Origin of the sequence: Komagataeibacter sp. FXV3 (assembly GCF_015155755.1) — a bacterium.
Lineage (GTDB): Bacteria > Pseudomonadota > Alphaproteobacteria > Acetobacterales > Acetobacteraceae > Komagataeibacter.
The window spans coordinates 1-7,226 of record NZ_VWPI01000036.1 but is presented as its reverse complement, the minus strand read 5'-3'; the positions used below and the strand labels follow the sequence as shown (position 1 = coordinate 7,226).

The 7,226-nt window shown below is 59.6% G+C and carries 9 protein-coding genes; 2 read left to right on the top strand and 7 right to left on the bottom strand.

All coding sequences use genetic code 11. The features are described from left to right. Positions 1–62: 62 nt before the first annotated feature. Positions 63–488, top strand: coding sequence for a DOPA 4,5-dioxygenase family protein (locus tag F1542_RS03310; protein ID WP_193731799.1), 426 nt, complete (start codon positions 63–65; stop codon positions 486–488). 204 nt (positions 489–692) lie between these two features. Then, positions 693–1,376, top strand: a complete 684-nt coding sequence (locus F1542_RS03305) for an EcsC family protein (RefSeq protein WP_227672440.1) — start codon at positions 693–695, stop codon at positions 1,374–1,376. 110 nt (positions 1,377–1,486) lie between these two features. On the opposite strand, the gene F1542_RS03300 is transcribed toward F1542_RS03305, so the two are convergent. The 7 genes from F1542_RS03300 to F1542_RS03270 form a co-directional block, all read right to left on the bottom strand. Continuing rightward, entirely contained in the window at positions 1,487–2,005 is a 519-nt protein-coding gene (locus tag F1542_RS03300; RefSeq protein WP_408886224.1) for a GlcG/HbpS family heme-binding protein, read from the bottom strand. Positions 2,006–2,196: 191 nt separating this feature from the next. Next, on the bottom strand, positions 2,197–2,865 hold the full coding sequence (locus F1542_RS03295; protein ID WP_193731796.1) for a hypothetical protein: 669 nt from the start codon (positions 2,863–2,865) through the stop codon (positions 2,197–2,199). Beyond that, on the bottom strand, positions 2,862–3,569 hold the full coding sequence (locus F1542_RS03290; protein WP_227672439.1) for a hypothetical protein: 708 nt from the start codon (positions 3,567–3,569) through the stop codon (positions 2,862–2,864). Before F1542_RS03290 ends, F1542_RS03295 begins: the two co-directional genes overlap by 4 nt. Positions 3,570–3,686: 117 nt before the next feature. Continuing rightward, on the bottom strand, positions 3,687–4,751 hold the full coding sequence (locus F1542_RS03285; protein ID WP_193731795.1) for an alkene reductase: 1,065 nt from the start codon (positions 4,749–4,751) through the stop codon (positions 3,687–3,689). A 73-nt stretch (positions 4,752–4,824) separates the two neighbouring features. Then, on the bottom strand, positions 4,825–5,514 hold the full coding sequence (locus tag F1542_RS03280) for a hypothetical protein (protein ID WP_193731794.1): 690 nt from the start codon (positions 5,512–5,514) through the stop codon (positions 4,825–4,827). A gap of 42 nt (positions 5,515–5,556) precedes the next feature. Then, on the bottom strand, positions 5,557–5,919 hold the full coding sequence (locus F1542_RS03275; protein ID WP_346011749.1) for a hypothetical protein: 363 nt from the start codon (positions 5,917–5,919) through the stop codon (positions 5,557–5,559). A gap of 364 nt (positions 5,920–6,283) precedes the next feature. Then, on the bottom strand, positions 6,284–7,226 hold a 943-nt coding region (locus F1542_RS03270), incomplete at its 5' end, for a DUF4105 domain-containing protein (RefSeq protein WP_227672438.1).

Sequence of the window (7,226 nt, the reverse complement as noted above, 5' to 3'; positions counted from 1 at the left end):
CGGCTAGATCGCCCCACGGCCCAATCGCCCCACGCCCCAATCGCACAGAAAGCGCGTTCCCCATGACCGACCAGACGACCGCCCCCCGCACGCTGGATGAAATCGCCTGCTATCACGCCCATATCTATTTTGACGACGCGGCCACGCGCGACATGGCGGCCCGCGTGCGTGAACAGATTGCCGCCCGCTTTGCCGTCCGGCTGGGCCGGTGGCACGAGGTCGCGGTCGGCCCGCATGTCGCGCCCATGTACCAGGTGGCCTTTGCCACGGACCTGTTTGCGGCACTGGTGCCGTGGCTGATGCTGAACCATAATGGCCTGAGCATCCTGATCCATCCCGGCACCACCAACCCGCGCCGCGACCACATGCGCGACAGCATGTGGATCGGCCGCCCCCGCGCCCTGCTGTCCGATCGCCTGCCCGAACACACGTCCGAGCCGGATGGCGTGGGCGAAATCAATACCCAGCCCGATGCAAAGGCCGGCTGACCGGCAGGATGGTCAGGAACAGTTTCCGGTGAAGCTTTTTTCAGGAAGCTGCCGGGAACGCCGCCTTCGTGAAAAACGGCACCCGGAAACTTTTACCTTTTATCCATGTGACATGAAATGGCTTTATGACCTGCCGAGGCGTTGCATACGGGCATGTCGCATAAAACCATTTATTTTCCGGCCATGTTTCCATATGGAAGCCGGATGGCCGGTTTGCATGACAGTCCTGATCCCTCCCTTGCCCGTTTCATTGACTGGGCCTATCAGGCATCCGTCGCGGGCGTGGGAAAGGCCGGGTCGGCGGAAGACATGGCCCGCGCCTGCCTGGCCCGCAACGGTGGCGATGCGCTGCGGGCGGCGCGCGCGCTGATCCGCCGGCAGAACGCCAAGGCCGCGACGGCGGGATTCATAAGCGGGCTGGGCGGCCTTGCCACGCTGCCCCTCGCCCTGCCCGCCAATGTCGCGGGCGTGCTGTATGTGCAGGTCCGCATGATTACGGCCATTGCCGTCATGGGCGGGCATGACATCCGTGATGCGGACGTGAAGGCCGCGTGCCTGTCCTGCCTGACCGAAGTGGGGCTGGAGGAAATGGCCAAGAATATCGGCCTGTCCATTGCCGGGTCCACCGCCGTGAACAATATCGGCAACCGCGTCGCGGTCGAGGCCAAGAAACACCTTGCCCGCCACGCCCTGCATGCCATCGCCGCACGCGGCCTGGCCGGTGGCGCGGCCGCGGCCGTGCCCGTGCTGGGCGGTGTGATTGGCGGCACATTCGATGGCCTGAAAACCAACCGCATCGGCCGCGCCGCCATCCGGCAGTTCATCACACTGCCCGTCCCCGCCCGCCTGCCCCCACCAGAAGATGACGCGCATGGCGAAGGGGTGTAAGGCCCCCGCATTGCCGTAATGGGTAGTCCGGCAGCCGTCCCGTCCTGTGCTGACAGCCCGGTACGGGTATCACGCCACGGCGGTCGCATGTGGCCCGGCGATGGGGTGCGTTACTGGAAATCCGTGCGGTATTTCGTCACGGCAGCCTGTGCGCAGGCTTCGTCCTTTTCCCCGCCCGGCGCGCCGGATACGCCAATACCGCCCAGCACGGCCCGGTCCGATACCCGGCGTAGCGTGACCCCACCGGGCACGAACAGCACTTCGGGAATGGTGTTCAGCGCCCCGTTGGCCGGTCCCGTCACCTTGGCTGCGATCAGTGCGCTGGTGGTGTCCATGTTGAACGCCATGCCATAGGAATAGGCCGTATAGGCCTTGCGATAGGATACCGACAGCGACTGCAGCGGCACGCTGTCGCCCTTGATGACGGCCTGCTGGTGGCCCGTCGTGTCCACCACGGTGGCGGTTACGGAATATCCCTGCTTCGCGCACGCATCCACGGCCTCGATCGCCAGATGCGCCGCGGTCATCCAGTCCAGCTTGGGCGTCGTGACCACATGCCCCTGCGCATGGGCGGGGATGCTGGCGCATAATCCCGCCGTGACAAGGACAGACTGCGTGAACCGGTTCATATCCATTACGCGTGCCATTCCCTGCTGCGGACAGATGACATGATGCAGAACCGGCGGAATGGCACGCAATCGCAAAAGCGGTCCCTCACATGATGGTGTTGGGCGGTCTGGGTTGCAAATACTATCTTGCCGTTGCCATCATATTGCAGATTGCATCGTGCTATTTATCCAGAATGGAATGCAGTGACGCATCAGGAAACACTTGGGTTCCACTTACCTGTCAGGAATGCTTTTGCGCAGGAATAATGCCAGTTTGTTTTACCTGTTGTCTCAAAATGGACAAGGTTGCAGCCGGGCGCGTCCGGTGGGGTTATCGAGTTATAACAAATGGTGCGGGATGCTTTGATATTGCGGGTCAGCGACAAAAATGATGGCAGGTAACTTTTGCCACCCAAAAATAGGACAGGTTCAATGGTATCTTTGGATAACATGCAGAAATCCGCAAAATGGTCGCCCTTTCGGCGGCGTTTGTAGGCAGTCGGTCCACGTGCCTCCGCTGAAAAAGTAATGTCGTAGACAGGCGTCAGAAAATCCGCGCTGATCAGGCCCCAGCCAGCAGAAAGGATGAATAGGCGTGATCTTCCCACTTTTTCAGCCAGTTGCAGGTAAATAGGATTCTCATACAATTCACAGGCGGGCAAAAGATCAAGGGGGTTGCAGGAAGCTGATTCATTGTAATGCTCAAGCCTTTGCCGCCAGCTTTCGCCATTATCCGAAATATCATCGGGACGTGCATGGACATAACCATCTTTCGGCGCCAGATCGGGTCTTGCAACAAATTTGACAGGTTTGCCTTCCACGTTGCGTAGCGTGCCCGCATCTGGTCGTTTTGAATTTGCACATTGAATGATTATGATCATGTGCGATCTGCTATTTTATCAATAAAATGCTGGAATAAATCGAGGAATGCAGGATCGTAATCTTCGTCGGTATGCTTCGCGTTCCATAGTCCTGATTGGCGAATGCGCGGGCGACTACAATACAGACCGAGCCAGTCAGGCGAAGGCGAGTCGATCGGTTCACGGTCTAGATTTGATAAAAGCGCGATGGTTTCCCGTTCAAGAATGCCACGCTTGCTGTCCCGCCCTGCATCATCTTCCACGGGCAACCACAGGAACGGCATTGCCCCGATCACCTCGCTGACCCGGATTTCCATGTCCCGTTCGGCATCGCGCGTTTCTTTTGGTGCGCTTGCGCAGCCATTATCCCATGTCGGACAGCAATCCCCGTCGCGCGTCATGAGCGCCGTGCCGACAAGAAGGCGAAAGACGGAACCACGATGGTTGCCGCCACCCGAACGGATCGTTCCCTGATGTCCAGACAACCGTTTCCACAAGGTGGTGCCTGCACCTTTTTTGAGGGCGTGCGTGCCAATACGCACTACTCGTGATCCGCTGCCTGAAGTGCTGCGCGTTTCACCATTTTCAAAGAAAAAATAAACGCCACGTTGTGGCCAGGGCAATCTTCCTGAAGCAGATGCAAGCGTCCTGGGACCATCCACTTTTTGCTTAAGTCTATCCATCAGATCATAAAAACGGCGAATATCTGCAAGTCTTTGCTGCATTACTGCGTAATTTTCCTGTTTCAGGCCATGTGATGATCAACGGATGCCTGCTTTTTAACGTCAGTTCCCGCCATTCAGCGGAATGCAGGCTGTCGTGCCTGCATTCCATGTATCACGTCAGTCCCCCGCCGCCCCCATAGTGGGATAGTCGATATAGCCTTCCGGCCCATGGGTGTAGAACGTGGACGGGTCGGGCGGTGTCAGTTCCACGCCTGCGCGCAGGCGTTCGGGCAGGTCGGGGTTGGCAATGAAGGCCTGGCCAAAGGCCACGGCATCGGCACGCCCGGTCTCGACGGCTTTTTCGGCGCTGGCGCCGGTAAACTTCTCATTGGCGATATACACGCCGCCAAACTGCTTTTTCAGCTGCGGGCCAAGGCTGTCTGGCCCCTCGGCCTCACGCGCGCAGATGAAGGCGATGCCGCGCCGCCCCAGTTCGGTCGCGACATAACCAAACGTCGCGGCAGGGTTGGAATCCCCCATGTCATGCAGGTCGCAGCGCGGTGACAGGTGCATCCCCACCCTGTCCTTGCCCCACACGGCAATGGCGGCGTCGGTGACTTCCAGCATCAGCCGCGCGCGGTTTTCGATCGGCCCGCCATACCGGTCGGTGCGGTGGTTGGTGGAATCCTGCAGGAACTGGTCCAGCAGGTAGCCATTCGCGCCGTGGATCTCCACCCCGTCAAACCCGGCCACCTTCGCCAGTTCCGCGCCGCGGCGGAAGGCGTCCACAATGCCCGGTATCTCATCCGTGCGCAGGGCGCGGGGCGTGACGTAATCGCGCATGGGACGCAACAGGCTGACATGCCCCTTCGCCGCAATCGCGCTGGGGGCGACCGGGGCGTCCCCGTTCAGGAAATACGGGTCCGAAATCCGGCCCACATGCCACAACTGCATGAAAATGCGCCCGCCCACCGCATGCACGGCGGATGTCACCTTTTTCCATCCTTCCGCCTGCCCGTCCGTCCAGATGCCGGGCACGCCTTCATACCCGATGCCCTGCGGTGTGACCGGCGTTGCTTCCGATATGATCAGCCCCGCCAGCGCGCGCTGGGCATAGTATTCGGCCATCAGGTCGTTGGGAATGTGCCCGCCACTGGCACGCAGGCGCGTCAGCGGCGCCATGACAATGCGGTTGGGCAGGGTCAGCGCACCGACCTTCAGCGGGGTGAACAGGGTTGGCATGACACGTCTCCACAGGTTCATTTTGGCGTGGATGATGGGCCTGTCACCGCCTGCGTGCAACCCGTACGCGACATTACGGGCACGCACCCGCCTTTTTCAGCAGTTCATCCCATTTCCTGCAGGTTTTCACCGCCCCCTCGCCCAGCCCGGTGCAATAGAATATCTGCGTATGGGCGGGATCGTTCATTTCAAACGTGATGCCGGCATCGCGGCTCTTGCGCCAGTTGCGGATGCTGGACGATGCGGTTTCGCGCGCGGTTATCGTGCCGATTATCCCGCCATCCCATAATTCATACCTCTGCTGTTGTTCACTTTCGGGAACATTGAACAGCACACCTGCAATTTCATCAGGCCGCGCGATGACATAATCCCCCTTTTGCATGATCATGACTTCTTGGCCGTCAAACAGCAGCACATTGGGGTAATTATCGGTCAGGGTGCAGTCAGCGGTAACGATCGGGTGTTTCATCAGTGGCTGCAGGCGTTCGTCAAGCAGGGTATTGAAGTACCTGTCCTGGCGTGCGGTCTGTATCCGGTCGTTGATGAAGGGCCTGCGGATAATCAGGCCCCGCAGCAGGCCAAAGCCAATATAGGACGCCGAGACCAGCATGAAGGCATGGGCGACAGGCTGTTGCACCCGCATTATCATCATGATCATGGACAGTACGGGCCAGGCGACCAGGTAATGAAACGTAATGACCATGATCATGAGTTTTGATCTGGTACGGTATGCAATATCACCGTCCAGTTTGGCGTGGATCATTATTTGTCTCCGGGCATGTCTATTTAAAATATCATTCGGATTTCAATACTGGTGCCTGCCAAACAGGTACCATATCGCAATCGGCCCCAGGAATATGGACCCCTGCCACAGGATGGCGCTGACAAGGAACGCCAGTATCATCCAGATAATCGAGGGTATGACCAGGATAGTATCGCTTGCGAACAGGTCCTTGAATGCTTCCCATCCCGCCCTGGTAAACGGGAACAGCAGGGAAGAGAGCGTGTACATTGCAATGGTCATGACCGTCATGAATGGATGCGACGGCCGGCTTGGCTGCGTGAGGAAGGTAATCATCAGGCCTTCGAGCACAAATGCTATGGCGAAGCTTTTTCCCACGAAGTCCGGGCCGAACATATGGCCAAGTTCACGATAGCAATTTTTCACCTTGATCAGGAAATCCACCGGGCGCTCCAATTATGAACCGTAACGAATAAATCCGTTTGGCATTTTTATGACCATTCAGTCCATAAGCGGCGGATGGGTTTTCCCATTTTGCGGCATTAATTTGAACATGTGTGTCCAAAATGCCGCGTACGCATCCCTGCCCACCCGTCACGGCATGCCGGTGACCGGCAGGATGCAGGTCCCGGGCGTGCGGGCGTTTTATGGTTCCGTAATGTGAAAAGCCGGGACAGCTTATGTTTCTGCGCCGGGAACGGGGACCGTGCCCGTCAGCAACGGGCCGGGATGCGGCATGCGCGGCCACGGGGCACACGGTCCATGCCGTGCGTCGGCCCTGTCCTGATGGTCAGGGCTGCGGCCCCTCTGGCGGTGGCAGGGCCGCGCGGATGGCGGTGGAATAATCGGGGCCGATCACAGCGCCGGGCGCACGGTGGATGCGGCTTGCGGCATGCAGTGCGTCATAGCCGGGATAGCGTTTGGGGTCATACGGCCCCAGCAGGCCCATGTCATACGCCATGTCGGCTGTATGCCCGCTGAGGATCACGCGCCAGTCAAACCGGTACCGCAGCCGTGCGCCCGCGCGCGCCAGTATGCCGGTGGTGCAGTTGTCGGTCAGGGTGTTGTACCACACGGGGCGGGAAATGATGTCATGGATCGCGCCCACGTAGCTGAGGAACAGGTGTTCGCGCACTTCGGGCGCGATATCCAGCCGGTACATATAGACCCGCTCGCGCCGGATGTCGGTGCGCACGCCAATCAGGTCGCGTTCATCAGCGGTGACATAGAACAGTTCGTAATGATGAAAGAACCCGGCAATGGTGGAATAGGGAAACCGGGCCTGCCGCCGGGTCTCGATGGAAATCGCAAGGTGCTGGCCATCGGAAAACCCGAAGCTGAGGAACACATGCGCGATTGATTCCCCCGCCCAGTAGGAGGTCACAAGGTCCACCCGCTCCAGCCGCCGCAGGTCATACGTCGCGTCATACCATGCCGGGATATAGTCGGTTTCGGTATGGTAGCGGAAATTGCGCACGTTATGGACATGCACCATATCCCCCACCCGCCATGCATCGGCCGGCACGGCGTATTCACCCGCCCAGACCCGGTCATTGCGCGGCGGGTCGGTGACATACCAGATTGCCAGCGCCGTCACCGTCACCACGCGCACTGGAAAGGCCAGCCCCGCCGGGCGCAGCCAGCGCGCGCCGGCCATGATGGCGGGAAACGCCACCGACAGCCCCAGCCGCAGCGCATCGGGCAGGATGGTGGAATAATACACCGCCCCCGCT